The sequence below is a fragment of the Kribbella caucasensis genome, from assembly GCF_004361855.1.
Lineage (GTDB): Bacteria > Actinomycetota > Actinomycetes > Propionibacteriales > Kribbellaceae > Kribbella > Kribbella caucasensis.
This window is the reverse complement of sequence record NZ_SNWQ01000014.1, coordinates 114,028-138,690: the sequence shown is the minus strand read 5'-3', so window position 1 is coordinate 138,690 and position 24,663 is coordinate 114,028. Positions and strand designations below refer to the sequence as shown.

24 protein-coding genes are annotated in these 24,663 nt (G+C 67.9%); 13 read left to right on the top strand and 11 right to left on the bottom strand.

The genetic code is table 11. From position 1 onward, the window contains the following. Nucleotides 1-110: 110 nt before the first annotated feature. A complete protein-coding gene (locus EV643_RS26910) occupies nt 111-3,020 on the top strand; it encodes a helix-turn-helix transcriptional regulator (protein ID WP_133802937.1) in 2,910 nt (969 codons plus the stop codon). Between the two features lie 75 nt (nt 3,021-3,095). After that, complete coding sequence (locus EV643_RS26905; RefSeq protein WP_238165828.1) at nt 3,096-3,731, top strand: DedA family protein; 636 nt, start codon at nt 3,096-3,098, stop codon at nt 3,729-3,731. A gap of 26 nt (nt 3,732-3,757) precedes the next feature. Here the strand turns inward: EV643_RS26905 and EV643_RS26900 are convergent, their stop codons facing one another. Further along, a complete protein-coding gene (locus EV643_RS26900; protein WP_133802936.1) occupies nt 3,758-4,582 on the bottom strand; it encodes an acyltransferase domain-containing protein in 825 nt (274 codons plus the stop codon). Nucleotides 4,583-4,694: 112 nt separating this feature from the next. Between EV643_RS26900 and EV643_RS26895 the strand changes: the two genes are divergently transcribed. From EV643_RS26895 to EV643_RS26885, 3 genes are all read left to right on the top strand, one after another. Then, a complete protein-coding gene (locus tag EV643_RS26895) occupies nt 4,695-5,714 on the top strand; it encodes an NADPH:quinone reductase (protein WP_238165827.1) in 1,020 nt (339 codons plus the stop codon). 68 nt (nt 5,715-5,782) lie between these two features. Continuing rightward, nucleotides 5,783-6,625 (top strand): helix-turn-helix domain-containing protein, encoded by an 843-nt coding sequence (locus EV643_RS26890; RefSeq protein WP_133802935.1) that lies wholly within the window; start codon nt 5,783-5,785, stop codon nt 6,623-6,625. Between the two features lie 38 nt (nt 6,626-6,663). Further along, nucleotides 6,664-7,014, top strand: coding sequence for a VOC family protein (locus EV643_RS26885; protein WP_166665590.1), 351 nt, complete (start codon nt 6,664-6,666; stop codon nt 7,012-7,014). Between the two features lies 1 nt (nt 7,015). On the opposite strand, the gene EV643_RS26880 is transcribed toward EV643_RS26885, so the two are convergent. From EV643_RS26880 to EV643_RS26845, 9 genes are all read right to left on the bottom strand, one after another. Continuing rightward, entirely contained in the window at nt 7,016-7,303 is a 288-nt protein-coding gene (locus EV643_RS26880; RefSeq protein WP_133802933.1) for a 4a-hydroxytetrahydrobiopterin dehydratase, read from the bottom strand. 105 nt (nt 7,304-7,408) lie between these two features. After that, nucleotides 7,409-8,812, bottom strand: a complete 1,404-nt coding sequence (locus tag EV643_RS26875; protein WP_133802932.1) for an MFS transporter — start codon at nt 8,810-8,812, stop codon at nt 7,409-7,411. Nucleotides 8,813-8,856: 44 nt separating this feature from the next. Further along, a complete protein-coding gene (locus EV643_RS45925; RefSeq protein ID WP_238165826.1) occupies nt 8,857-9,021 on the bottom strand; it encodes a hypothetical protein in 165 nt (54 codons plus the stop codon). Further along, the gene (locus EV643_RS45920) at nt 9,021-9,323 is read right to left on the bottom strand and encodes an AarF/UbiB family protein (protein WP_238165825.1); all 303 of its coding nucleotides are present in this window, start codon (nt 9,321-9,323) and stop codon (nt 9,021-9,023) included. The genes EV643_RS45925 and EV643_RS45920 overlap by 1 nt, the downstream gene beginning before the upstream one ends. Before the next feature lie 78 nt (nt 9,324-9,401). Beyond that, nucleotides 9,402-10,154: a succinate dehydrogenase/fumarate reductase iron-sulfur subunit gene (locus EV643_RS26865; RefSeq protein ID WP_133802931.1), complete on the bottom strand. Its 753-nt coding sequence runs from the start codon at nt 10,152-10,154 to the stop codon at nt 9,402-9,404. A 76-nt stretch (nt 10,155-10,230) separates the two neighbouring features. Next, nucleotides 10,231-12,111: a fumarate reductase/succinate dehydrogenase flavoprotein subunit gene (locus EV643_RS26860; RefSeq protein WP_133802930.1), complete on the bottom strand. Its 1,881-nt coding sequence runs from the start codon at nt 12,109-12,111 to the stop codon at nt 10,231-10,233. Between the two features lie 32 nt (nt 12,112-12,143). Next, the gene (gene sdhC / locus EV643_RS26855) at nt 12,144-12,944 is read right to left on the bottom strand and encodes a succinate dehydrogenase subunit SdhC (RefSeq protein ID WP_133802929.1); all 801 of its coding nucleotides are present in this window, start codon (nt 12,942-12,944) and stop codon (nt 12,144-12,146) included. A 79-nt stretch (nt 12,945-13,023) separates the two neighbouring features. Next, the gene (locus tag EV643_RS26850; RefSeq protein WP_133802928.1) at nt 13,024-13,317 is read right to left on the bottom strand and encodes an Rv0250c family protein; all 294 of its coding nucleotides are present in this window, start codon (nt 13,315-13,317) and stop codon (nt 13,024-13,026) included. Nucleotides 13,318-13,424: 107 nt separating this feature from the next. Beyond that, nucleotides 13,425-14,051, bottom strand: coding sequence for a hypothetical protein (locus EV643_RS26845; RefSeq protein WP_133802927.1), 627 nt, complete (start codon nt 14,049-14,051; stop codon nt 13,425-13,427). Between the two features lie 50 nt (nt 14,052-14,101). Here EV643_RS26845 and EV643_RS26840 point away from each other — a divergent pair, with 50 nt between their 5' ends. From EV643_RS26840 to EV643_RS26815, 6 genes are all read left to right on the top strand, one after another. After that, entirely contained in the window at nt 14,102-14,527 is a 426-nt protein-coding gene (locus EV643_RS26840) for a (deoxy)nucleoside triphosphate pyrophosphohydrolase (protein ID WP_133802926.1), read from the top strand. Nucleotides 14,528-14,618: 91 nt separating this feature from the next. Continuing rightward, nucleotides 14,619-15,665: an ABC transporter permease gene (locus tag EV643_RS26835; RefSeq protein ID WP_133802925.1), complete on the top strand. Its 1,047-nt coding sequence runs from the start codon at nt 14,619-14,621 to the stop codon at nt 15,663-15,665. Nucleotides 15,666-15,668: 3 nt separating this feature from the next. Continuing rightward, the gene (locus tag EV643_RS26830) at nt 15,669-16,673 is read left to right on the top strand and encodes an ABC transporter permease (RefSeq protein WP_133802924.1); all 1,005 of its coding nucleotides are present in this window, start codon (nt 15,669-15,671) and stop codon (nt 16,671-16,673) included. A gap of 16 nt (nt 16,674-16,689) precedes the next feature. Beyond that, nucleotides 16,690-17,760 (top strand): ABC transporter ATP-binding protein, encoded by a 1,071-nt coding sequence (locus tag EV643_RS26825; RefSeq protein ID WP_133802923.1) that lies wholly within the window; start codon nt 16,690-16,692, stop codon nt 17,758-17,760. A 19-nt stretch (nt 17,761-17,779) separates the two neighbouring features. Beyond that, on the top strand, nt 17,780-18,820 hold the full coding sequence (locus EV643_RS26820) for an ABC transporter ATP-binding protein (protein WP_133802922.1): 1,041 nt from the start codon (nt 17,780-17,782) through the stop codon (nt 18,818-18,820). Nucleotides 18,821-19,005: 185 nt separating this feature from the next. Beyond that, nucleotides 19,006-20,703, top strand: a complete 1,698-nt coding sequence (locus tag EV643_RS26815) for an ABC transporter substrate-binding protein (RefSeq protein ID WP_133802921.1) — start codon at nt 19,006-19,008, stop codon at nt 20,701-20,703. Between the two features lie 89 nt (nt 20,704-20,792). Here the strand turns inward: EV643_RS26815 and EV643_RS26810 are convergent, their stop codons facing one another. Beyond that, nucleotides 20,793-23,240 carry an ATP-binding protein gene (locus tag EV643_RS26810; protein WP_133802920.1) on the bottom strand — a complete coding sequence of 816 codons (2,448 nt, stop codon included), beginning with the start codon at nt 23,238-23,240 and terminating at the stop codon, nt 20,793-20,795. 121 nt (nt 23,241-23,361) lie between these two features. Between EV643_RS26810 and EV643_RS26805 the strand changes: the two genes are divergently transcribed. Continuing rightward, a complete protein-coding gene (locus tag EV643_RS26805; protein ID WP_238165824.1) occupies nt 23,362-23,658 on the top strand; it encodes a response regulator transcription factor in 297 nt (98 codons plus the stop codon). A 65-nt stretch (nt 23,659-23,723) separates the two neighbouring features. Then, nucleotides 23,724-24,635: an N-acetyl-1-D-myo-inositol-2-amino-2-deoxy-alpha-D-glucopyranoside deacetylase gene (gene mshB / locus EV643_RS26800; RefSeq protein WP_133802918.1), complete on the top strand. Its 912-nt coding sequence runs from the start codon at nt 23,724-23,726 to the stop codon at nt 24,633-24,635. Nucleotides 24,636-24,663 lie beyond the last annotated feature (28 nt).

Here is a 24,663-nt window from a genome sequence, read left to right as displayed (position 1 = left end):
AGCAGCCACGATGAACACCGCATCGAGGCAGCTTCTCCGCCTTGCGATGCACCTACCTGGACACCGGAGCTACTGCACCAACTCCCGACCCAGGACCCTAGACTGCGAGGATGCTGATCGGGCGGGAGGCCGAACGGCGGGCGATCGAACGGCTGGTCGCGGGAGCGCGGGTGGGAACCAGCGGGGTGCTCTTGATCACCGGTGAACCGGGGATCGGGAAGACCGCTCTCGTCGACGAGGCGGCGGCACTCGCCGCGGGTCTGCGCGTCCTCCGGGCCCGTGGAACCGAGGCCGAACAGGAGATCCCGTTCGGCGGCCTGCTGCAACTTCTCCGCCCAGCGCTCGGCGAACTCGACCGAATCCCACCCCCACAACGCAACGCCCTCACCGCTGCCCTCGCCCTCACCACACCCCCGGAAGGACCGCCGGGTGGCACCGGCGTGCGGTCGACGGAGCAGGTGGTGGGTGGTGAAGGCGTGGGCCCGGACGGCCGGGCGGTGGGTGAAGGCGTGGCCGCGCAGGGCCGGGTGGTGGGGGAGCAGGTGGTGGGTGGTGAAGGCGTGGGGCCGGGGGAGGCGGTGGTGCCTGGGGCCGGGGAGTGGGTGGGGAGGCGGGCGCCTGCTGATCGGTTTGCGGTGGGGGCTGCGTCGCTGAGCTTGATCTGCCGGTACGCCGAGTCGGTGCCGGTGGCGATCTTCGTGGACGATGCGCAGTGGCTGGATCGGGCGTCGTCCGAAGCACTGTTGTTCACCGCCAGGCGACTCGTCGCCGATCCGATCGTGCTGGTGATCGCGGCGCGCTCTGGGACTTCCCATCCGCTGGGCGAGGCGGATCTGCCGCAGCTTGCGCTTGGAGGGGTTGCTCTGGACGCCGCTCGGGAGCTGGTGAGCGATCGGGCGTTGCCGGTTGATCTGGTCACGCAGGTTCATCAGATGGTGGGTGGTAACCCACTGGCGTTGCTCGAACTGACCAGTGACCCGGACCAGTTGCGTCGCCTGCCGCCCGTTCTGCCGGGACCGGTGCCACAGCTCCTCGCGGATGCCTTCGCCGCCAGGGCAGACCGGTTGAGCCGTCCCGCGCGAACCGCGTTGCTGGTGGCCGCGGTCGGCGATGGCGACCTTGGTGTCGTGGCTCGTGCCTGTACCGATCTGCAGATCGACATTGCCGCGCTGGCCGAGGCGGAGCAGGCCGCGTTGGTGACGATCGTGGACGGTGTGGTCGAGTTCAGGCATCCACTCGCGCGTTCGGCGATCTACGCGAGCGCGGCTCCGGCGGAGCGGCGTACGGTCCATCGGGCGGTGGCCTCGGCGGTACTGGATGCGGACCGGCGGGCGTGGCACTTGTCGGAAGCGGTGCTCGGTACGGACGACGAGGTCGCGGCGGCACTCGAACAGGCAGCGGGCCATGCCGTCGAGCGCGGCGCTCATGCCGTCGCCGCGACCGCCTTGGAGCGAGCCGCGAGACTGACCGAACGCCCGCAGGACCAAGCGGGCCGATTGGTCGCCGCGGGTGAGGCGGCCTGGCTCGCCGGGATGCCCGATCGCGCGGATGACCTGCTCGTCGCCGCGCTGGAGCGGCAACCACCGCTGCCGGTGATGATCCGGGCGGAGGAACTGCGGGCCGATATCGCGGGCAAGTGCGGTTCGCCGGCGAGCGCGCGGGACCTGCTGCTCGCGGCCGCCGCACGGTCAGTGGATCCGCAGGTTTCGATCGGCTTGTTGAGCGATGTGGTGAACGCCTGCTTCCATCTCGGCGACGCGCGGACCGCTCTGCGTGCGGCTCAGGACATCGAGGACCTGCTCACCCGGGTCGATGAGCCGGGTATCCGGACGCTGGGCCTCCTCTCCTGCGGGATCGCGCGGGTCATGGCAGGCCGTGGCGGGACCGAGCAGATCCGCGAGGCCACTGTGCTGGCACCGTTGGCCGAGCTGGACGGGGATCGTCGGTGGCAGGTCTGGTCCGTGCTCGCACCGCTGTTCCTCCGCGACAGCGCGACCGGGCGGGTCCTGATCCAGCGGGCGATGCGCGATCGGCGTAGCCGGGTGGCGCTGGGCCAGCTGCCGACGTTCCTGTTCTACCTGGCCCGCGACGAGGCGACCACCGATCGCTGGGCGGACGCAGCCTCGTCGTACGACGAAGCGATCCGGCTGGCCCGGGAGACCGGGCAGACCACCGAACTCGCGATCAGCCTGGCCGGGCAAGCCTGGCTCGCCGCGCATCGTGGGCAGGCGGAGGACTGCCAGACCCTGACGGCCGAGGCGATCGACATCTGTACGGACCGGCAGATCCATATCGGCATGGCCTGGTCCCTGTTCGCGCTCGGCGACCTGGAGCTGGGCCGGGGGAATCCGGCGGCCGCGGTACCGCAGTACGAGCGTTTGCTGGAAATGCTGGCGGCGACCGGGATGCTCGATCCGGATCTGTCGCCGGCACCCGAGCTGGTCGAGGCGTACCTCCGGCAGGGGCGGAGTGAGGACGCTCAGGTGGTCGGGCGGTCGTTCGCGCGAGCGGCGGCGGAGAAGGCGCTGCCGTGGTCGCTGGCGCGCGCGGCGCGGGTGAACGGTCTGCTGGGCGGGGAGGAGCGGGAGTTCGAGGCCGCGCTGGGGTGGCATGCGCAGACGCTGGATCTGTTCGAGACGTCGCGGACTCGGTTGGTGTACGGCTCCTGGCTGCGGCGGGTCCGGCGCCGGATCGATGCCCGGATCCAGCTGCGGGTAGCGGTGAGCGCCTTCGACCAGTTAGGGGCCCGGACGTGGGCCGATCTTGCTGCGGCTGAGTTGAAGGCGACCGGGGAGACGGCCAGGCGCCGAGAGGCCAGTACTGCGGACGAGCTGACCCCGCAGGAACGGCAGGTCGCGTTGTTACTGGCCGACGGGCAGAGTATTCGCGCCGCCGCGGCCGGGTTGTTCCTCAGCCCGAAGACGGTCGAGTACCACCTGCGCAAGGTCTACATGAAACTCGGTATCCACAGCCGGGGCGAACTGGCGAAGATCCTCGAGGAGGCTGTGAACAGTGAGTGAATTCCAGCTGTGAGTGAGCGTGAATGACAGTGATGGGATTGGGCCGGCCTTGACTGCGGATGTAATGCTTCAGGCGTGACAGAGTTGATGGAGGCTGCCCGGGAGCTGCTCGGCCTCGCGATGGCCTCCCACTGGCTGTTGCTGATCCTGTTCTTCGCGGCCGCGATCGACGCTGTCTTCCCGGTGATCCCGAGCGAGGGCCTGGTGGTGACCGCAGGCATGGCCGCGGCCGCCGGACACCAGAACCTGCTGCTCGTCATCGTGCTGGCGATGCTCGGCTCGGTGATCGGCGAGTGCGTCTGCTACTTCATGGGCCGCGGTTCCGGGCCGGCGTTGCACCGCTGGTTGCGGCGGCGAGAGGCCCGGCAGCGGATGTACGAGAAGGTGTCCAACGCCTTGCACTCGCGCGGCGGGCTGATCTTGATGACAGTCCGCTACATCCCGGGCGCGCGGATGGTGGCCACCCTGACCGCGGGCGCGACGAAGTACTCGTTTCGCAAGTTCGTCGTCTTCACCTTCGCCGGCGTGACCGTCGCGTACACGTACGTCGCGCTGCTCGGCTACCTCGGCGGCGACGCCTTCGCCCATGACTCGCTCAAGGCGCTGGCCTTCAGCCTCAGCCTCGCCGTCGGCATCGGCCTCCTCTTCGAGACCACCCGCCGCCTCACCAACCGCCGCAAAACCGCGAAAGCCGCAGCCGCCACCGACTGACCGCGCAGGTCCGTACCGGCTCGCGGTCAGAGTGTCAGGTAGCCGTGGGCGGTTTGCCAGGTGCCGCCGGATTTGATCCGGGAGACGATCAGGCGCTGGAGAGTCGTGTCCTGGGGGAACTCGTCCAGTTTGGTCAGGTCGTGGCTGCGGAAGGTGAAGAAGATCGCGCTGTCCTGGGAGTCGCGGGGTTCGCCGTACGGGGTGAACCGGCGGCCGAAGCGGACCGTGTTGGAGTCCTGCGGGAGGTTGTCCAGCAGGTACGGGTCGAGCAGCCAGGACCCGAGCGTCGCAATGCGGACCGGGTACTCCGGGAAGTAGCGCGGGAAGAACTCGCGGGCCTGCGCGAAGCTGGCGTCCACGGCTTCGGGGGTGAGCGGGCCGCTCTCCGGGATGTGTACGCCGATCACCCACTCGCCGGGCTCCACACCAGGCACCGGAGTGGATGCCGGCAACTGGTGGAGCAGGAACTGCAGCCGGCCGAGCGCGTAGATCACCCCGGTCCAGTGGATCGTCATCCACCAGTGGGTCTCGAGCCCGAAGCTACCGTGGGTCCGGCGGTTGACGTCGAGCTGCTTGCCGAGATCCGCGAGGGTGGCCCAGCTGATCTCGTCGGGGATCCCGCGCTGCTGGTGGTACCGGCGGATGTCCGGCAGCGTCGCCAGGAAGGTCGCCACCGAGACCAGCGGGTCGTCCGGGACCTTCAGCTCGTCCTCCGCCGGGAAGGTCCCCATCAACCGGCGCAACTCCGTGGCGAACTCCGCCACCGCCGCCGGGTCGACCGACAGCTTCTCGGCGTCCTCCCGATCCGCGTCGGTGAATCCCAGCAGGCGGTACTCGTCAGCAGTGGTCACCGGACAAGGATGTCAGATCCTTACGAACCGCAGCGCCTGCCGGTCAGCGTTCTCCGGCGCGCGCAGAGGAGAATGGCCCAGGTAAGCCGCTGACGATCGGGAGTCGGACGAGATGATGAGAGCAGTCACCTACACGCAGGCCGGCGATCCGTCCGTACTCGAACTCGTGGAGCGGCCGAATCCCGAGCCCGGAGAGGGCGAGGTGCGGCTGCGCGTGGTCGTCTCGGGCGTGAACCCGACCGACTGGAAGTCTCGCAGCGGCGCGTTCGGCGGCACGACGACCCAGGCCACGGTCCCCAACCATGACGGGTCGGGCGTTGTCGACAAGCTCGGCGCCGACGTCACCGGCTTCAGCGTCGGCGACCGCGTCTGGGTCACGCTCGCCGGCGACGGCCGGCCAGGCAGCGGCACCGCCCAGGAGTACACCGTCGTCCCTGCCGAACGCGTCTTCCCGCTGCCGGCTGCCGCGGACTTCGAGCTGGGCGCCAGCATCGGCATCCCCGCCGCCACCGCACATCGCGCGCTGACCGTTGCCGAAGACGGCCCAGCGCGCCTGCATCCGAACGCCCTCGACCGCCGAATCGTGCTCGTCGCAGGCGGGGCGGGTGCAGTCGGCAACGCCGCCATACAGCTCGCGCGCTGGGCAGGCGCAAGAGTGATCGCCACCGTCAGCGGTGACACGAAAGGGAAGCTCGCCGTCGCTGCCGGCGCTCACCATGTCGTCAACTACAGGGACACGGACGCCGCCGCGCAGATCAGCCGCCTCGCCCCCGACGGCGTCGATCTGATCGTCGAAGTCGCAGCGGGCGCGAACGCGGACCTCGACCAGACCGTACTCCGCCCGCGCGGGACGATCTCCATCTACGCGAACGACGGCGGCGCCTCGTTCAACCTCGACGTACGGCGCAACATGGGCCTCAACGCCCGCTACCAGTTCGTCCTCCTCTACACCGTGGGCTGGGACCGGATCGCTGCGGCTGCCGCGGACATCAATCAGGCTATCGAAGAGGGCGGATTCCGGGTCGGCGACGAGGCTGGGCTGCCGCTTCACCGCTTCAGCCTCGATCAGACGGCGGCAGCCCACGCGGCCGTCGAGAGCGGAGCGGTCGGCAAGGTTCTCATCACCGTGTAGGTAGCTCCTGCCGCTGCGCTAGAGCCAGATCGTGAGTCCGTGATCGCCTACCTGCATATCGTGAGTCCGTGGTCGCCTACCTGCGGTTCCCTCCGCCGCCCTCGTTGCGTGACGTCGTCGAGCATTTCTGGATGGTGGAGGGATCGGGCTCGGCCGAGGTCCAGCGCCAGATCCTGATCCCGAACGGCCGGCCTGCCTTCGCCGTCGCGCTGGCCGAGCCTGGTTTCCGGCACGATCCGCTGAGCGGAGCCCGATGGCGCAACGAGGGTTCGCTGTTCGGGATCATGACCCGGCCGCATGTCCTGTCGCAGTCCGGCCCGTCCAGCTATGTCGGCGCCGAACTCAAACCCTGGGGAGTGGCCGCACTCGGCCGCTCCGATCGACTGGTCGACGCGGTCCTGCCCCTCGACGATTGGCTGGGTGCCGGTACTACGGGACGACTGGCGGGTGGGTTACGTGCGGTCGAGTTCGGCGCGTCGCGAGCGGATGGGCTGGCCGCGTTCCTTGAGCCGTTGGTGCAGGTGGTTCGGTTCGAGTTGGTGGAACGGGCCGTCGATCTCGTGGAGAAATACCGTGGCACGTGGACGGTTGCCGAGTTGGGTCGCGCACTGGTCACGCCGTACAGCACGTTGCATCGGACGTTTCATGGGTTGACCGGGGTTGGGCCAAAGCAGTTCAGCGAGATCGTGCGGTACTTCCACTTCGTCGGTGAACTGCTGGACGGACCGGCGGATGCGGCGGCGACATTGGCTGCGCTGCATGGGTATTACGACCAGGCGCATGCGGCGCGGGACTTCAAGCGGTACACGGGGGTCAGCGCCTCGTCGTTCCTCGCGGTACAGAACGGGATCGCGGCGTTGATGCATGAGAGATCCGTCCAAGACGGCGAAGGGGTGGCCGGGGGAGGCTGAGGTTCTCTGGCGATGTCGTAGCGGTGAGGGAGAACCTGGTGGGACGGATCATTCATGTCGAGTTGACGGCGGCCGATCTCGATCGGGCCGCGGCCTTCTATGCCGAGGTGTTCGGGTGGAAGGCGGAGCCGTCGCCGTTCCTGGCTGGGTATCTGGTCGCGGCGACTGGTGAGGGGGACGGGATCGACGGGGCGATCATGAGCCGGGAGTACCAGCAGCAGGCTGCGATCGCGTGGTTGCAGGTCGATGATCTCGAGGACACGTTGGCGGCGGTGGTCGCGGCCGGTGGGGAGGCGGCGGGGGAGCCGCAGGAGATCCCCGGGGTCGGGCGGATGGTCTATGTCCGCGACCCCGAGGGCACTCTCCTCGGACTAAAACAACCCAGCTGAATCAGCCGGCGGCGGTGTCGATGTGGCGGGCAAGGACCAGGTCGTCTTCGGTGATGCCGCCGGCTTCGTGGCTGCTGACGCGGAACGTGATGGTGGTGTAGCGGATGTCGATGTCGGGGTGGTGGTTCATCGACTCCGCCAGCTGCGCGACGGTCGCGACCAGGCGGATGCCGTCCAGGAAGGTCGGCTTCTGCACGCTGCGGACGAGAGCGTTGTCCGCAGCCGTCCAGTTCGGCAGGTGTTCGCGGATCGCCATATCGATCTGATCGTCCGTCAGCAGTTCGGCCATACCGACACTCTAGTGCTGAGCGACCGTATCCCCACCACTCAGTAACCCCGTGCTCTGGCCCAGTAGGCGGGTGCTCCAGGCTCAGCATTGGTCCGGGGGACCGGCTTACTGCGTGGTGGAGGAACGCTGGATGCGGGTGGAGGTGAAGAGGCCCGCCAGGGCGAGGGCGGCGGAGGCGGTGATGATGGTGCCGAAGACCCACGGGCCTGGCGCATCGGCCTTGACAGCGAGGAGGGCGCCGCTGACGGCGAGGGCGGTGGCGATGCTCATCGTGCCGGCCATCTGGGCCGCGCTGCTGTTGCGGCCGGAGTTGTTCGCGTCGGACAGGTCGAGGGTGAGCACCGACAGACTCGACGAACTCAGCCCCATCCCGACGCCCGCGATCATCCAGCCGATCAGGCCGGCCCAGGTCAGCGAATCCGCCCAAGCGAGCAACGATGTACCGGTCAGGCCGACGGTCATCAACGCGAGCCCGATCCGCAGAACCGTCACTCGAGCCAGACCATGCTCGCGGCCCTGCAACCACGAACCGAACGCCCAGCTGACCCCGGTGATCGACAACGTGATCCCGGCTCGCGACGGGCTGAAGTCGTGCAACAACGTCAACAGCAACGGCAGATACGCGCCCGCCCCAGCGAACGCGGCTCCGCCCAGTCCGCGCACCGCAACGACGGCCGGAAACCCTCGCCGCGCCACGAAGGTCCCGCCGGGCATCACCCGCACCGCGGCGACCCCGAGCACGACCAGACTCACCGCAATCGCCAGACCCGCGAGCACAGGATGCGGTTCGAGCTGATCCCCGGACCAGGTGAGCACGAACAGCGCCACAGAGGCCGCGAACGCCCACGGCAGCCGGGATCTCGACGCCTCCAGCTCGGCGACTTCTTCGGTACTACGCTCCGGGGCGGCCGCCTTCGCGGCGAGCCGCATCGCCGGTCGGAGCAGGAACCAACTCGGTACCAGCAGAACGAGTGCGCCAAGGAAGACCCACCGCCAGCCGACCTGCTCCGTCACAAGTCCGGTGAGGACTGGTCCGGCGACCGACGGCAGGATCCACATCGCCGCGAACAACGAGAACATCCGCGGCCGGAGTACAGGCGGGAGGGCACGGGCGACGAGGACCATCAGCGCGACGTCCAATAGTCCTTCCGCCAGCCCGCTCAGCAGACGGCCCGCCACCACCATCGGCATCGCCTGGGCCGTGCCGACGAGGAGTTGCGCGAGGGCGAAGGTGATCGCGCCGGTCCGGAGTGCCGGGATCGGGCCGCGCCGGTCGGCCCAGAGCCCGGCGACCGCGAGCGAGACCAGGTAGCTGGCGTTCGGGGCCGCGTTCGCCAGTCCGAAGCTGCCGAGGGCATCGAACTCGCGGACCATCGTCGGCAGCGCCGTCCCGACCGCCCGGTTCTCGAACGCGCCCAACGTCACCAGCCCGACCACGCCGAGGACCAGGGGAAGATGGGCGCCGCTGAACAGGCGATGCCGGGTTGCGGCAAGCTCGGTGGAAGACATGCCGGCCATCCTCGGAGTTCAAGCGAACTTCAAGTCAACCCGGACTAGGAAATCCGCGATCTGTTGTCGGGAAGGCGGAAGACGAGGATCAGGACACGGAGTACCAGGACCGCGCAGATGACCAGGAGGTTGTAGGCGAACAGCTGGTACAGGGTCATCGACTCGGTGACCTGCGGCCCACCGGGTGTGCCGAGCAGGAGGACCGCCATCAGGCCCGCGGTCGCGCCGAGAACGGCGAGCAGGAGCTGGTGCAGCAGGGCGGTGAAGTGCCGCGGGCGGACCGGGTGTTCGGGGCTAGCCGGCCGACCGAGCCGAGGTCGAGCATCCCGATCCGGCCGCCCGCGAGCAGCAGGAAGTTGCCCGGGTGCGGGTCCGCGTGGAACACCCCGTCGATCGCCACCTGGCCGAGCAGGCAGTCGAACAGGATCCGCGCCAGCCGACCGGCGTCCAAGTCTTGTTCGGCGATCGCGGGAGCGGCGTTACCGAGCGGGATGCCATCGAGTCGCTGCATCACCCGTGCGATGGAGCCGCCCCTGAAACGCCCCAGCCCCGAACGCCGGGCAGGCGGTCGGGGCCGGGATCGGGTCGATCAGGCGCCGCGGCGGCGGATCTTGTTGCCTAGCCAGACGATCGGGTCGTACTTGCGGTCGACGACGCGCTCCTTCATCGGGATCAGCGCGTTGTCGGTGATCTTGATGTGCTCGGGGCACACCTCGGTGCAGCACTTGGTGATGTTGCAGAAGCCCAGGCCGTGCTGCTCCTGTGCCTCGTGCTGACGGTCGGCAGCGTCGAGCGGGTGCATGTCCAGCTCGGCGATCCGCATCAGGAACCGGGGGCCGGAGAAGCTCTCCTTGTTCTCCTCGTGGTCCCGGATCACGTGGCAGGTGTCCTGGCAGAGGAAGCACTCGATGCACTTGCGGAACTCCTGCGAGCGCTCGACGTCGACCTGCTGCATCCGGTACTCGCCCGGCTTCAGGTCGGCCGGCGGCGTGAACGCGGGGATCTCGCGGGCCTTCTGGTAGTTGTACGAAACGTCCGTGACGAGGTCGCGCATCACCGGGAAGGTGCGCATCGGCGTGACCGTGACTACCTCGTCCTCTTCGAACGTGTTCATCCGGCACATGCACATCAGCTTCGGCATGCCGTTGATCTCGGCGCTGCAGGAGCCGCACTTGCCGGCCTTGCAGTTCCACCGGACGGCCAGATCGGGCGCCTGGGTCGCCTGCAGCCGGTGGATGACGTCGAGGACGACCTCGCCCTCGTTCACCTCGACCTCGTAGTCCTTGAGGTCACCGCCCTCAGAGTCCCCACGCCAAACGCGAAACTTGCCTTTGTAGCTCATCGACGTCCTCGCTTCGCTCCGGGCGCCGATGAGGCACGAAGCACACTGCGCTGTTTGATGCCCTCGCTTCGCTCGGTCATGTGGCCGGCAGCTCCTCTTCCGTCAGGTACTTCTTCAGCTCGTCGAGTTCGAACAACTCCAGCAGGTCATCGCGCATCGGGATCTGGTCCTTGCGGACCACATTCACCCCGCCGTCGGTGTCGAGCGAGCAGACCAGCAGCAGTTTGCGCCAGTCGGCGTTCATGCCCGGGAAGTCGTCCCGGGTGTGACCGCCGCGCGACTCCTGCCGCTGCAGCGCCGCCTTGGCGACACACTCGGACACCGTCAGCATGTTGCGCAGGTCGAGCGCCAGGTGCCAGCCCGGGTTGAACTGCCGGTGTCCCTCGACCGTCATCTTCGCGATCCGGCCGCGGTACTCGGCCAGCTTCGCCAGCGCCCGCTCCATCTCCTCTTCCTTGCGGATGATGCCGACCAGGTCGTTCATCGACTGCTGCAGTTCGGTGTGGATCGTGTACGGGTTCTCGCCGCCCTCGAGCTCGAACGGCGCCAGCGCCTCGGCCGCCGCGGCGTCGATGTCCGCCTCGGCGATCTTCGGCCGCTCGCTGCCGAGCTGATCGACGTACGTCGCCGCACCCATTCCGGCGCGCCGCCCGAACACCAGCAGGTCGGACAACGAGTTGCCACCGAGCCGGTTCGACCCGTGCATGCCACCGGCAACCTCACCGGCCGCGAACAGACCCGGTACGACGGACTGCGCGGTGTCGGGGTCCACCTCGACGCCACCCATCACGTAATGGCAGGTCGGGCCGACCTCCATCGGTTCGGCGGTGATGTCGACGTCCGCGAGTTCCTTGAACTGGTGGTGCATCGACGGCAGCCGCCGGGTGATCTCCTCGGCCGGGAGCCGGGTCGACACGTCCAGGAAGACACCACCGTGCGGCGTACCGCGGCCGGCCTTGACCTCGGAGTTGATGGCCCGGGCGACCTCGTCGCGCGGCAGCAGCTCGGGGGGACGCCGGTTGTTGTCCGGGTCCTTGTACCAGCGGTCCGCCTCGTCCTCGGTCTCCGCGTACTGCGCGCGGAACACGTCCGGCACGTACTCGAACATGAACCGCTTGCCCTCGGAGTTCTTCAGTACGCCGCCGTCGCCGCGAACCGACTCGGTGACCAGGATCCCCTTCACCGACGGCGGCCAGACCATGCCGGTCGGGTGGAACTGGATGAACTCCATGTTGATCAGCGTCGCGCCGGCCCGCATCGCCAGCGCGTGCCCGTCACCGGTGTACTCCCACGAGTTCGAGGTGACCTTGAACGACTTGCCGACCCCACCGGTCGCGAGCACGACGGCCGGGGCGTCGAACAGGATGAACCGGCCCGACTCGCGCCAGTACCCGAACGCGCCGGAGATCGCGTCGCCGTCCTTGAGCAACTCGGTGACGGTGCACTCGGCGTACACCTTGAGGTTGGCCTCGTAGTCGCCGGTCGCCTGGAAGTCCTCCTGCTGCAGCGACACGATCTTCTGCTGCAGCGTGCGGATCAGCTCCAGGCCGGTCCGGTCGCCGACGTGCGCGAGCCGCGGGTACGTGTGGCCGCCGAAGTTCCGCTGGCTGATCCGGCCGTCCGGGGTCCGGTCGAACAGGGCGCCGTACGTCTCCAGCTCCCAGACCCGGTCCGGGGCCTCCTGGGCGTGCAGCTCGGCCATCCGCCAGTTGTTCAGGAACTTCCCGCCACGCATCGTGTCGCGGTAGTGGACCTGCCAGTTGTCGTTCGAGTTCGCGTTGCCCATCGCGGCGGCGCAACCGCCCTCGGCCATCACGGTGTGCGCTTTGCCGAACAGCGACTTGCACACGATCGCGGTGCGCTTGCCCTGTTCACGGGCCTCGATCGCCGCCCGCAGACCGGCGCCGCCGGCCCCGATCACGACGACGTCGTAGGAGTGTCGTTCCAGCTCAGTCATTGAGGAATGTCCTGTTTTCGATTCGGCACAGCTCAGTTGAAGATGCGCAGGTCGGAGAACCAGCCGGCGGAGACCGCCATGATGTAGGCGTCGGTCGCGATCACGGTGACCAGCGAGATCATCGCGTACGTGCCGTGCTTGGGGTTCAGCTTGGACACGAAGGTCCAGTACCGGTAGCGCAGCGGGTGCTTGGAGAAGTTCTTCAGCCGGCCGCCGACGATGTGCCGGCAGGCGTGGCACGACAGCGTGTACAGCCAGAGCATCACCAGGTTGATCCAGATGATCAGGGTGCCCAAGCCGATGCCGAAGCCGCCGTCCTCGCCGTGGAAGGCCTGGATGCCGTCGTAGACGTTCAGCACACCGAAAACCAGCGCGCCGTAGAAGAAGTACCGGTGCAGGTTCAGCGCGATCAGCGGGAACTTGCGCTCACCGGTGTACTTCTTGTGCGGCTCCGGCACCGCGCAGGCGGCCGGCGCGAAGAACAGCGAGCGGTAGCCGGCCTTGCGGTAGTAGTAACAGGTGCCGCGGAAGCCGGCCAGCACCGCGAAGGTGATGATGCTGAACGGGATGACCCGGGGGAACTCGCCGAACCACGTACCCAGGTGGCTCGAGCCCGGCACACAGGACTCCGTCACACAGGGCGAGTACAGCGGGGTGAGGTAATGGAACTCGTCGACCCAGTACCACTTGTTCATGAAGATCCGGACCGTCGCGTAGACGACGAAGAAGCCCAGGATCACCCCGATCCGCAGCGGCGCCAGCCACCAGCGATCGGTACGCAGTGTCTTCTGCCCGATCGAAGCGCGACCGGTGCTCTCAACTCCTAGTGCCATCAGCAACGTCCTCGCTTCGCTGCGGGCGTTGCTGCTGGCACGAAGCCGCTATGTTTAATTTTTCGCTCGGTGCCCTCGCTCATGGCGCGTGCCGATCAGGCGCGCCGAAGCCTTCTTGCTCCGCGTCGGTCCACATGGACGCGTCATACTCCACGTCGGGAATCTCCTCGAGCTCCTCCGGAACGGGTCCGGGTTTGTGATGCGGGTCGGGTGGGCCGAGCTCGACCAGGTCGTCGCTCAACCTGGCCACGTCCGACACCAGTCGGCGGACGCCGAGGGTGTCACCGTACTCCTGGCTGAGTTTGCCGACGCTCGCGTGCAGTGCTTCGAGTGCGCGCTGCGCTGCCGCCACGGAACTGCTGCCGTCGCCCATGCCGACTCCAGTAGTCTTTTTGTCGCTGTCAGTATGGGCACACTTTGCCCTTGCGCGGCGCTCAACGGAAGACCCCTCGGTACGGCGTGTTTCTAGTTAGGCTGCCCTCAGTTGCGGGCCGCCGACGAGTGGAGTAATGGGGCGTATCCCGCCTTCAGTACAACGAGATTCGCCGGTGGAGTCAGTACTACGACCTGCCGGTGGCCGGGTGGCTCGACCGGTTCGGCGTACCCGTTCCATGACCAACGCAACACTTTCCCGTCGATGACCAGGGCCGGTACGGCGTCGTACGAGATCATCGCGCCGTCAGGGAGTTCGTGGAGCTCGGCGATCGTGGTTCGTTGCCGGCGGGTGCGTGGTTCGACCCGCTCGAGGTGGAGTTGCGCGTCCATCGTGGCTGCCCGGGGCCGTTCGGGCAGATCGCGGCCGGTGGCCCACGCACCGGCGTACCGGAGGTAGTCGCGACGGCGGCAGTACGCGCAGGGGCGATGACCGGCGGCGAGTGCGACGGCCTCGTCGAAGAAGAACAACGCGGTCCACCGGCCGGGCGGCATCGGATCGCGGCGGACGCCCTTGTAGTCGAGCAGGCAGCAGATCCACGCCTTCGACCGCCAGCGGGTGGTGCCGAGCCGCCGGTCCACGCCGTGCAGCGAGCCGCGATTGCCCATCAGCAGACCACGGCCCTCGTCGGCCACGATCTCCTGCGTCGGCAACACCCTGTTCTGCAGCGGCACCCACTCATTCTTAACCCCGCCACCGACAGTTTCTGGCACAGTGCATCTCCGTGACTGACAGGCAGGTGGTCGTCGGGGTCGCGATGATCCGGGAGGGCAGGGTGCTGGTTGCCCTGCGCCCCGGGCCGGAAGGCGGCTGGGAGTTCCCCGGCGGGAAGGTCGAGCCGGGGGAGTCCGAGCGAGCGGCCGGCGCGCGTGAGCTCGAGGAAGAACTCGGCGTAATGGTCGAGGTCGGCGAGCCGCTGGGCATCGATTCGCCGATCGGCGATCACTACCTGCTACGGGTCTATCTCGCTGAGTTGATCGCGGGCGACCCGGTCCCGCACGAGCACGCTGAAGTGCGCTGGATCGGCCCCGCGGAACTCGGCCAACTGGGCTGGTTGCCGGCCGATCGTCCCTTTCTGCCGGTCCTTCGGGCCAAGCTGATGGGCAATCTGATCCGTCACGATTCCGATACGAGCGGGCCCGGTGCATAGCGTCCATACTTCGAGATACGTAGGGTTCCGGCAACTCTGCAGTTGCGGGGTGGGCTGCCGGGCAACGACCGGGAAGGACGGGCGAACAGCAATGACGCTGGGGGTAACAGAGGCCCAGTCGCCAGAGGGCGGACTGCCGGCTGATCATCTGGCCGAGACCGCCGAGGCGAAGCAGATCGAGGGACGGTCGCTGGGGCAGATCGCCTGGGCGCGGCTGAAGAAGGACAAGATCGCGATCGCGAGCGCGATCATCATCCTGCTGATCATCGCGGTGGCGGTCTTCGCGCCGCTGATCGTGAAGCTGAACGGCTTCCCGCCGGATCAGTTCAACAAGACCAACGCCGACGGGTCGCCGCTGCTGAACACGCGCGACGGCGGGATCCCGATCGGCGGCCTGTGGGGCAGCGGGACCAGTAGCGAGCACTGGCTCGGCGTCGAGCCGCAGAACGGCCGCGACGTGTTCTCCCGGCTGGTCTACGGCACCCGGGTGTCCCTGCTGGTCGCGCTCGGCGGCACCATCATCGCGATCGTGATCGGCACCGTCGTCGGGATGGTGTCGGGCTACTTCCGCGGCTGGGTGGACACCCTGCTCAGCCGGCTGATGGACATCATGCTCAGCTTCCCCTCACTGCTGTTCGTGATGGCCCTGACGCCGGTGATCGCCGACCGCGGGCAGGACCTGTTCGGCATCCCCGACGACAACAAGCTGCGGATGGGCGTGCTGATGTTCGTGCTCGGCTTCTTCGGCTGGGCCTACCTGGCCCGGATCGTCCGCGGCCAGACGCTGTCGCTGCGCGAACGCGAGTTCGTCGAGGCGGCCCGGTCGCTCGGCGCCGGCCCGGGCTACGTGATCTTCCGGCAGATCCTGCCGAACCTGTTGCCGACGCTGCTGGTCTACACCACCCTGCTGATTCCGAGTTACATCACCGCGGAGGCGGCGTTGTCGTTCCTGGGTGTCGGCATCAAGGAACCCACCTCGTCGTGGGGCCGGATGATCGCCGACGCCTCGGACTGGATCGAGAGCAACCCGCTCTACCTGTTTTTCCCCGGGTTGGCGTTGTTCATCACGGTGCTCGCCTTCAACCTGCTCGGCGACTCCGTCCGCGACGCCCTCGACCCGCGAGCCGGAAGGGGCTGACGCATGGGCCGCTATCTGATCCGCCGCCTGCTGCAGACCGTGGTCATCCTCTTGGTGATCAGCGCCATCACGTTCTTCCTGTTCTGGGCCACCCCGGCGAACCCGGCGTTGCTGATCTGCGGCAAGGACTGCAACACCGAAACCGTCGCGCAGGTCAACGCGACATATGGGTTCGACGACCCGCTGATCGTGCAGTACGGCACGTACATGCAGGGCCTGCTCAGCCCGGGCGGCCGTACGATCGGCTCCGAGGGCAGTGAGCGGGAGTGCCCGTGGCCCTGCTTCGGCGAGTCGTACCAGAACGGCATCCCGGTCTGGGACTCGATCTCCGACGCGTTCCCGGCGACGCTGTGGCTGGCCACCGGCGCGGCGGTGCTGTGGTTGTTCTTCGGCGTCATGCTCGGGTTGATCGCGGCATTACGCAAGGGCAAGCTGATCGACAAGCTGAGCGTCGGAATCGCCCTGTTCGGCGTGTCCTTCCCGACCATCGTGTTCGGCTATCTGCTGTTGTTCCTCTTCATCGTGAAGCTGCAATGGATTCCGTTCCCGGACACCGCCAATGCCGCCCTGTTCACGGTGGGGCCGGTGAAGTGGCTGCAGTTCTACATCCTGCCGTGGATCACGTTGGCGCTGGTGTTCGCGGCGCTCTACACCCGGCTCACCCGGGCCAACATGATCGACACGATGAACGAGGACTACATCCGGACCGCCCGGGCCAAGGGCCTCAGTGAGCGGACCGTGGTGTTCAAGCACGGGCTGCGGTCCGCGCTGACGCCGATCGTGACCATCTTCGGCCTCGACCTGGGCGGCCTGCTCGGCGGCGCGGTGATCACCGAACAGATCTTCAGCATCACCGGGCTGGGCAAGTTAGCGATCGACTCGGTGCTCGGCAACGACCTGCCGGCGATCATGGGCGTGGTGCTCTTCGCGGCGATCTTCGTCGTCGTCGCGAACATCGTCGTCGACGTCCTGTACGCCTTCATCGACCCGCGCGTGCGGCTGTCCTGACCCGACGAGGAGACCAATGACCGAGTCAGTGGCAACAGCGGCGACGCCTGCGCGGGAGACCGGCCGGCCGTTCCTGGAGCTCAAGGACCTGCAGGTGCACTTCCCGACCGACGACGGTCTGGTGAAGGCGGTGAACGGCCTCAGCTTCACCCTGGAGCGCGGCAAGACCCTTGGCATCGTCGGCGAGTCCGGTTCCGGCAAGAGCGTGTCCAGCCTTGCCATCATGGGCCTGCACAAAGGCAGCCGGGCCAAGGTGGGCGGCGAGATCTGGCTGGATGGCGCCGAACTGGTGTCGATGTCGGTGGCCGAGATCCGCCGGTTGCGGGGCCAGCAGGTGGCGATGATCTTCCAGGACCCGCTGTCCGCGATGCACCCGTTCTACCGGGTCGGTGACCAGCTCACCGAGGCCTACCTGGTGCACAACAGCGTGTCCAAGGCGGTGGCGAAGAGGCGCGCGATCGACCTGCTCGACCGGGTCGGCATCCCGGCCCCGAACAAGCGCTTCGACGACTACCCGCACCAGTTCTCCGGCGGGATGCGGCAGCGCGCGATGATCGCGATGGCGCTGATGTGCGACCCGGCGCTGCTGATCGCCGACGAGCCGACCACCGCGCTCGACGTCACCGTGCAGGCGCAGATCCTGGACCTGATGATGGATCTGCAGAAGGAGTTCAACTCCGCGATCGTCATCATCACCCACGATCTCGGCGTGGTCGCCCAGATGACCCAGGACGTGGTGGTGATGTACGGCGGCCGGGTGGTTGAACAAGGCAACGTCCGGGACATCTTCTACCGGCCGGAGATGCCGTACACCTGGGGGCTGCTCGGTTCGATCCCGCGGGTGAATCGCGGCGGCGACCACCGGCTCAAGTCGATCCGGGGCACCCCTCCGTCGCTGATCAACCTGCCCAAGGGCTGCCCGTTCCAGCCTCGCTGCGACTACCAGGAGCACGTCGAAGGCCACTCCTGCGTCAGCGAGCTGCCCGAGCTGTTGCAGGTGGACACGGGGGGACACCGGGTGCGTTGCCACATCGACCACCTGCAGCGCGAACGGCTGTTCACCGAGCAGATCAAGCCGAGCCTGTGATCGCGGACAAGGAGCAGACGTGAGTACGTCGACGTCGGTGGAACAAGCGCCCGGGAAGACGGCGAAGGGAGAGGTGCTGCTCGAGGTCGAGGGCCTGCAGCGCTACTTCCCGGTCACCCGGGGGATCATCTTCCAGAAGCAGACCGGGGCGGTGAAGGCGGTCGACGGGATCGACCTGTCCATCCGCACCGGCGAGACCCTGGGCGTGGTCGGGGAGTCGGGCTGCGGCAAGACCACCACGGGCCGGCTGGTGACCAGGCTGGACGAGCCGACCGGGGGCACCATCCGGTTCGAGGGCACGGACATCACCCACCTGAACCGGGCCAAGATGCGGCCGATCCGGCGGGAGATCCAGATGATCTTCCAGGACCCGTTCTCGTCGCTGAACCCGCGGCAGACGGTCGGCACCATCATCGGCGCCCCGTTCGACATCCAGAAGGTGAAGACCGAGGACGGCACGAAGAAGGCCGTCCAGGCGCTGATGGAACGGGTCGGGCTGAACCCCGAGCACTACAACCGCTACCCGCACGAGTTCTCCGGCGGTCAGCGGCAGCGGATCGGTGTCGCACGGGCACTCGCGCTGCGGCCGAAGCTGATCGTCTGCGACGAGCCGGTGTCGGCGCTCGACGTCTCCATCCAGGCGCAGATCGTGAATCTGCTGGAGGACCTGCAGGATGACTTCGAGCTGGCCTACCTGTTCATCGCCCACGACCTGTCGGTGATCCGGCACATCTCCGACCGGGTGGCGGTGATGTACCTGGGCAAGGTGGTCGAGACCGCGGACCGAGACGAGCTCTACAACCACGCCCGGCACCCGTACACGCACGCGCTGCTGTCGGCCGTCCCGGAGGCTGATCCTGACGCGACAGCAAACCGGGAGCGGATCCGGCTCACCGGCGACGTGCCGAGCCCACTCAACCCACCGTCCGGCTGCCGGTTCAGGACCCGGTGCTGGAAGGCCCAGGACATTTGTGCCGCACAGGAGCCGCCGCTGCTCCAGATCGGCGCTCCGGGCCACCTAGCGGCCTGCCATTTTCCTGAGGAACGGGATGTGATCTGACCATTACCGAAAGTAGCCTCATTATCTAGCGATGGCATTGAAGCGGTCACGATCCGATCAAGGGGGCCTACCTGCGTTGCGCCCCTTATGAATCTGTGAATTGATGACCGCGAAATGACGGAGATGGTTTTCTCAGGCCGCCGTGACCCGGCGTTGAACGTCATGACAAGGAAGGAACACTGGCTATGAAACATGCCAAACGAGTCGGACCGGCGATTGCCGTAGGTGTCGCACTGGCACTGACGGCGACCGCATGCGGCGGGGACGAAACCGGTACGCCGACGACCCAGGCCACGGCCGGCGCCAAGGGGGGCACCGTCACCGTTTATCACGTCACCGACGTCGAGCACCTCGACCCGGCGCGGAACTTCGTCACCGACTCCCAGATGATCGGCAAGCTGATCGGCCGGTCGCTGACGGACTACCGCTACGACGCCAAGGCGAAGAAGATCGTGCTGGAGAAGGACCTCGCCGAGAGCTACGAATCCAGCCCGGACTTCAAGACCTGGACCTTCAAGCTGAAGGACGGGATCAAGTACGAGGACGGCACGCCGGTCAAGGCGGCCGACATCAAGTACAACGCCGAGCGCTCGTTCTCCGCCGACATGGCCGAGGGTGCGCCGTACGCCCACGAGTACCTCGACTGCCCCGGCTACAAGGGCCCGTACGTGGCCGGCAACAACGGCGGCAAGGGCTGCACCGCGATCGAGGTGCCGGACGACAAGACGATCATCTTCAAGCTGAACCGCCCGGTCTCGTCCTTCGACGGCACAGCGAGCATGAAGGTCTTCTCGCCGGTTCCGCAGGCCAAGGACACCAAGACCCAGTACGACAACCACCCGGTCTCCACCGGCCCGTACAAGATCGAGTCCTACACCCGCAAGAAGCAGCTGGTGCTGGTCCGCAACGACCAGTGGGACCAGAAGACGGACCCGCTGCGCACAGCCCTGCCGGACAAGTTCATCTTCAAGTTCGGTGACGCCGAGGCGACCGTCGACCAGCGGCTGTTCGCCGACGGCGCGGCCGACAAGAGCTCGTTGAGCTTTTCGCCGGTGCAGCCGGAGAACATCGCCAAGACGAACCAGGCGAACGTCAAGGACCGCGTGGTCGAGGGCACCGACATCTGCCGCCGGTACATCGCGTTCAACCAGCAGAAGCCGTTGCTGAAGAATCAGAAGCTGCGCGAGGCGCTGTACTACGGTCTGGACCGGACCCTCTACCGCGATGGCCGTGGTGGCGAGCGGCTCGCGGCGGTGGTCGACTCGATCATTCCGCAGGACATGGAGGGCTACAAGGCGGAGGAGACCTTCAAGGCTCCGCCGGAGGGCGACCAGACCAAGGCCAAGGCGTTGCTTACAGAGGCCGGCTACAAGGGCGAGAAGCTCGTCCTCGGCACCGCTGACACGGGTCTGGCGGTCAAGGCCGCCGAGGCCGCGCAGGCGTCCTGGAAGGCCATCGGCGTCAACGTCGACATCCGCAAGATCCCGGGCGACAACTACTACTCGACCCAGCAGCAGGACTCCGCGGCTACCGACCTGATCACCGCCGGGTGGTGCTACGACTGGGCGAGCCTGACGACGATCGTTCCGTCCGTGCTCGGACCGGACACGACCGCTCCGAACAAGGCCGCGCAGAACAACTACGGTCGTGGCCAGGCCGGTTGGGACAAGATGGCGGAGTTGGCGAAGGAGACCGACAAGCAGAAGGTGGAGACCGGCCTGTCCGACCTCTACGTCGAGATCATGAAGACGGCCCCGCTGGTGCCGACCGTTCAGGACCTCAACGTGTACGTCGTCGGCTCCAACATCGCCAACGCCGTGGCCGACCCGAACACCGGTGGTTACCCCGACCTGACCCAGATCGGCCTCAAGCAGGCGAACTGAGCCAGGCGGACGACAACCGCGACTGAAACCGCGGGGCGGTATCCGGATCCTTCCGGGTGCCGCCCCGCGGCGCGTTCAGGCCCTGTCGTTCAGGCCTCGTCGAGGAGGCTGCGGAGGGCGGCTCCGCGGTGGCTGTGGTGCTGGTCGTGGAGGGTGAGGGCGAGGCGCCACTCGCGGTGGGCTTCGGGGCGGCGGCCTTGGCGGTGGCGGGTCTGGCCGAGGGTGGTGCGGATGTCGGCCTCGCAGAGCCAGTCGCTGTGCCGGCCGGCGATGGCGAGGGCCTCGGTGAGGTGGGCGGCGCCGGTGTCGAGGTCGTCGGTGTCCAGGCAGAGCTTGCCGAGTTCGTTGAGGACTTCGGCTTGCTGGATCGCGGCTCCGGCCTCGCGGTACAGGTCGAGGCCCTGCTGCAGGTAGCGGTCGGCGAGGTCGAGGCGGCCGGCCTCGCGGTAGGCGACGCCGACGTTCTGGGCGACCATGCCGCGGTACCGCTCCTGCCCTGGTTCGACGAGGAGGTCCAGGGCCTCGGTGAAGTGGTGCTGGGCGGAGTCGGTCGCTCCCGTGCGCAGGTAGAGCATGCCGAGGGCGAGACAGGCCCACGCGGCACGTGGTGGGCTGCCCAGGGTCAGGCCGATCTCGCGGGCGCGGGCGGCGTACGGGATGCCGTCGGCGATGCGGCCGGCGCGTTCGAGGACGTGGCTGAGGCTGCTCAGGCAGAGCGCCTGCAGGTTCTCGTCGCCCGATTCGTGCGCGGCCTGCACAGCCTGTCGTAGGGGAGCCACGGCCTCCTGGTACTGCTCCAGTTCGGCGTGGGCCGCTCCGAGATCGTGCAGGACGATCCCCTCGGCTGTCCGATCCGGCCCGCCACGGACGAGGCGTAGTACGGACTCGTTGGCCTGCAACCAGTCGAGCCACGCACGCCGGAGGGCGTAGTACGCGTTGAGGCCGACAGCGAGTTGTACGGCGAGCTGTGGTTGCTCCCGCACGGCCTGCTGGATGGTGGAGACCAGACTGGTTCGCTCGTTGTCCAGCCACGCCAGTACGTCGTCCTGGTTGGCCAGGTCGTCGGCCCCTTCCAGCCAGGACTGGTTGAGCCACTTCTCCCGGGTCAGCCCGTGTCCGGCGTACTCGCTGGCCTTCCAGACGACCGCGGACACCCGTTTGACCCAGCGCGTGGTCGCGGCGATCCGGTCGGCCTCGGACAGCGTCTGCTCGGCCAGTTCCTGCGCGGCGACCCGGACGAGGTCGTGGAAGCGGTAGCGGCCGGGAGCGGGAGTGGTGAGCAGGTGGACGTCCACGAGGCGTTCGAGGACGACCTCGGCCTCCGGCTCCGGGCTGTCCGACAGGGCTGCGGCCAGGGGAGCAGTGAGGTCGAGGGCGTTCGACAGGCCGAGCAGGGCGAACATGGAGACCGCCTGTACGTCGACCGGGTCGACGCTGCCGGCCAGTTGTTCGATCGAGAGCACCAGGGTCGCCCGTACGCCGGAGTCGTCGAGCTGGAGTTCGTCGAGCCGGCGACGCCCGTCGGCAAGGCGTTGCGCGAGGTGGGCGACCGGCCAGGAGGGACGGGAGGCGAGACGGGCGCCCGCCATCCGGATGGCCAGTGGGAGGCCACCACACTGGCGGACGACCTCGGCGCACTCGTCCTCGGGGGCGTCGGTGCGGCCGGAGATCCGGCGGAGCATGTCGATCGCCTCGGGGAGCTGTGGGACGCCCAATGGGTATTGGCGGCTGCCGCTCAGGCCCGCCATGCTGCGGCGGCTGGTGACGATGACGCCGCAGCAGCCGGTGCCGGGGAGGAGGGGACGGACCTGTTTGGGGTCGGCGGCGTTGTCCAGGAGGAGGACCAGCCGCCGGTTGGCGAGTGCGTTACGGAAGCGGGCCGATGCGGTGGGCAGGTCGGCCGGCGGGGGTTCGCCGAGGTCTTCGAGGAGGTAGGTGAGGGCCTTCAGCGGTTCGAGTGGTTCGCCGGGGCCAAAGCCGCTGAGGTCAAGGTACAACTGGCCGTCGGGGTAGTGGTCGGCCACCTCGTGGGCCACGTGAACGGCCAGCGTGGTCTTGCCGATCCCGCCCATCCCGGTGATCGCGGTGAGGCTGACGCCGGGACTGCTGATCAGGTACCGACTCAGCTCGCCCAGCTCACGCTCACGCCCGGTGAAGTCCCCACTGGCAAACGGCAACTGCCGCGGCGACACAACGGAGTAGGCGGCGGCGCCAATCACCGTCGTGCGGCCCGCTCCGCCCCCGCCCGCTCCGGCCCCGCCCGCCTCGAGCCCACCCGCTCGACCCCCGCCTATTCCCCGTCCGCCCTTCCTGCCGGGGCGGGAGGCGGCGGCTGTCAGGGCGGCTCGCTGGTCGGGGTTCAGGTGCAGGGCGTCGGCGAGGGCGGTGACGGTGCTCAGCTGCGGGTAGCGACGGGTGCCGCGCTCGAGGGTGCTGATGGCCTGCACACTGACGCCGGACGCCGTGGACAGCTCGTCCTGGGTCAGGCCGGCCGCCGTACGGTGCCGCCGCAGCAGGGCCGCGAACTGCGACTCCACTCTTCGCTCCCCGCATCCACCGGATTTGTATGGGTGAACTGTATGGGTTGTACCTGGTCAACCTTTCTGCACCGCTTGAAGAATGAGCATCCGCTGGCCCACCTGGGGGAGGAGATGCTGGATGTCGTCATACCAGGCTGTTCCTGCGGTGCGGATGGAGGATTTCGCGCCGGAGATCGTCTGTGAGGTCTACGAGCTGGGGTCGCGACGCCGCGCCCCGGCCGCTGCGAAGGAGCTGACCAACCGCCAGATCCTGATCGGCCGGCTGATGGCCACCGGCGCCAAGGACGCCGCGATCGCCCGCCAGCTCGGGCTGTCGCTGCGCACCGTCCGCGCGGAGATCAGCGCCCTGATCGCGGGCCTGGGCGCCCGCTCCCGGTTCCAGGCAGGCTGCCTCCTGGTCCGCCGCTTCGGCTGAGCTGTTCCGACTGAGCTGTTCGGGAAGGAACTGGAACTGTCCGGGGCGGCACGTAGGGTTTGAGTATGAGTGAGCTTCCCGATCGCCGGCTGTTGCTGGTGCATGCGCATCCGGATGACGAGACGATCAACAACGGCGCGACGATGGCGCGCTACGTGGCCGAGGGTGCCCAGGTCACGTTGATCACCTGCACCCTGGGTGAGGAGGGCGAGGTGCTGGTGCCGGACCTGATCCACCTGGCCGCCGACCAGACCGATCAGCTGGGCCAGCACCGGATCGGCGAGCTGGACACCGCGATGGCCGAGCTGGGCGTGACCGACCACCGGTTCCTCGGCGGTCCGGGGAAGTACCGCGACACCGGGATGGTGTACGACGCCGACGGCAACGCCGCCGAGCCGCCGGAGACCCGGCCGGACAGCTTCTGGCAGGCCGATCTGCTCACCGCGGCCAACGATCTGGTGCCGGTGATCCGGGAGCTCAAGCCCCAGGTACTGGTGACCTACGACCAGTTCGGGAACTACGGGCACCCAGATCACGTGCAGGCGCACCGCGTCGCGACGTATGCGGCCGCGCTCGCCGCCGCGCCGTCGTACCGGGAAGACCTGGGCGAGGTGTGGGACATCCCAAAGATCTACTGGACCGCGATGGCGGAGTCGGCGATGCGGGCGAGTCTGCGGCAGCTGCGGGAGTCCGGTGACTCGACGACCTTCGAAGGGCTCGACCCGGAGGGGCCGCTCGGTCCGTTCGTGACGCCCGACCGGTTCATCGACTGCGTCGTCCCGGCGGGCGAGTACGTCGACCGCAAGATGAACGCGATGAAGGCGCACGCGACCCAGATCACCGTCGACGGCCCGTTCTTCGCGCTGTCGAACAACAACGGCAACCAGATCTGGGGCGACGAGTCCTACCGCCTGGTCAAGGGCACCGCGGCGCCCGGTCCGGACGGTCTCGAGCACGACCTCTTCGCCGGTCTCTGAGTTTCGGCCCCTCAACCGGCCTGTGGGC